The 1,769-nt window shown below is 75.7% G+C and carries 3 protein-coding genes; 2 read left to right on the top strand and 1 reads right to left on the bottom strand.

Going from position 1 to position 1,769, the window contains the following annotated elements:
- Both ABFX54_RS15845 and ABFX54_RS15840 read left to right on the top strand, forming a co-directional pair.
- Positions 1–565, top strand: a 565-nt coding sequence (locus tag ABFX54_RS15845; protein ID WP_346105478.1) for a sensor histidine kinase, incomplete at its 5' end; no start/stop codon positions are given.
- A complete protein-coding gene (locus tag ABFX54_RS15840; protein WP_346105476.1) occupies positions 562–1,200 on the top strand; it encodes a response regulator transcription factor in 639 nt (212 codons plus the stop codon). The genes ABFX54_RS15845 and ABFX54_RS15840, both read left to right, overlap by 4 nt.
- Before the next feature lie 9 nt (positions 1,201–1,209).
- Here the strand turns inward: ABFX54_RS15840 and ABFX54_RS15835 are convergent.
- Positions 1,210–1,769: glycosyltransferase family 2 protein (locus ABFX54_RS15835; protein WP_346105475.1), on the bottom strand; the 560-nt coding region annotated here is incomplete at its 5' end.

Raw genomic sequence — 1,769 nt, 5'->3', positions numbered from 1 at the left:
CATCAGCCAGCTCCGCGCGGCCGAGCAGGCCGGCGACGACCCGGCGGGCCGGCGCCGCCACCTCACCGCGGCGGCCGGGCTGGCCAGGGAGAGCCTGTCGGAGGCGCGGCGGTCGGTGGACGCGCTGCGCCCGGAGCCGCTGCGGGCAGCCGGGCTGGAGGAGGCGCTGGCCGACGTGGCCGGCCGCTGGACGGAACTGCACGGCATCCCGGTACGGGTCATGACGACCGGCACGGCCCGGCCGATACCGCCGGAGGCCGAGGTCGCGCTGCTGCGGGCCGCTCAGGAGGCGCTGGCCAACGTGGCCAAGCACGCGGGGGCGACCCGGGTGGGGGTGACTCTGTCGTACCTGGAGGACGAGGTGGCGCTGGACGTACGCGACGACGGCAGCGGCTTCGACCCGGCCGGGCTCGGCGGCGGCGCCGACAGCGCCGGGTTCGGGCTGGAGGCGATGCGGCAGCGGATCGAGGGGCTGTCCGGCAGCCTGGCGGTCGAGTCGGAGCCGGGCGCCGGCACGGGCATCTCGGCCCGTGTGCCCGCCGCGCGAGAGGGGGCCGAAGCGTGATCAGGCTGCTGGTCGTGGACGACCATCCGGTGGTCAGGGACGGGCTGAGCAGTATGTTCGCCCGCGAACCCGACTTCGAGGTGGTCGGCGAGGCCGGCGACGGGGCCGAGGCGGTCCGGCTGGCCAGGGCGCTGCGGCCCGACGTGATCCTCATGGATCTACGCATGCCGGGCACGGACGGCGTCAGCGCCATGCGGGAGCTGGCCCGGGACGGAGGCGGGGCGCGGGTGCTGGTGCTGACCACGTACGACACCGACAGCCACGTGTTGCCCGCGATCGAGGCCGGCGCCACCGGCTACCTGCTGAAAGACGCGCCCCGCGACGAGCTGCTGCGCGCGGTCCGAGCCACCGCGCGGGGCGAGGCGGTGCTCGCGCCGTCGGCGGCGGCGCTGCTGATGAGCCGGGTACGCTCGTCCGCCACCGGTCCGCTCAGCCCGCGGGAGCTCGAAGTGCTGCAGCTGGTGGCCGCGGGGGCGACGAACCGGGAGGCGGCGGCGAAGCTGTTCGTCACCGAGGCCACGGTGAAGTCGCACCTGCTGAACATCTACGGCAAGCTCGGCGTGGGCGATCGGGCCGCCGCGGTCACCGAGGCGTTCAACCGGGGCCTGCTCGTCCCGCGATCACCTGAGCGGTGACGTCGGCGTTCAGCGGATTTCAGCCATGACGCGCCGCATGTCGGAGACGGCGCGCAGGGTGCCGCCGATCGTGCCGGTCACCTTCGAACGCCCGGTCCTGGGCAGGTAGTCCACCCGCACCTCGTCGATCCGCCAGCCGGCCGAGGCGGCGCGCAGCACCATTTCCAGCGGGTAGCCGAAGCGGCGGTCGGTCAGTGCGAGGTCCAGCAGCGCCAGGCGTCTGGCCGCCCGCATGGGGCCGAGGTCGTGCAGCGGCGCACCCGTACGGCGGCGCAGGTTCGCGGCCAGGACGGCGTTGCCCAGCCGCGCGTGCCGGGGCCAGGCGCCCGCGCCCCGGGGCGTACGCCGGCCCATGACCAGGTCGGCGCGCCCGCCGAGCACCGGATCTGCCACCCGGGGCAGCTGGCCGGGGTCGAGCGAGGCGTCGGCGTCCATGAAGCAGACCAGGTCGGCGGTGGCGGCGAGCAGCCCGGCATGGCAGGCGGCGCCGAAACCGAGCGCGGGCTCGTGGAACACCCCCGCGCCGGGGCCGGGGGGGAGGGGGGGGATCGGAGGCATGTCGTTCTGTG

It is taken from the genome of Nonomuraea maheshkhaliensis, assembly GCF_039529435.1.
Lineage (GTDB): Bacteria > Actinomycetota > Actinomycetes > Streptosporangiales > Streptosporangiaceae > Nonomuraea > Nonomuraea maheshkhaliensis.
The sequence above is the reverse complement of the archived record's forward strand: the minus strand, read 5'-3'. Positions and strand labels throughout refer to the sequence as shown.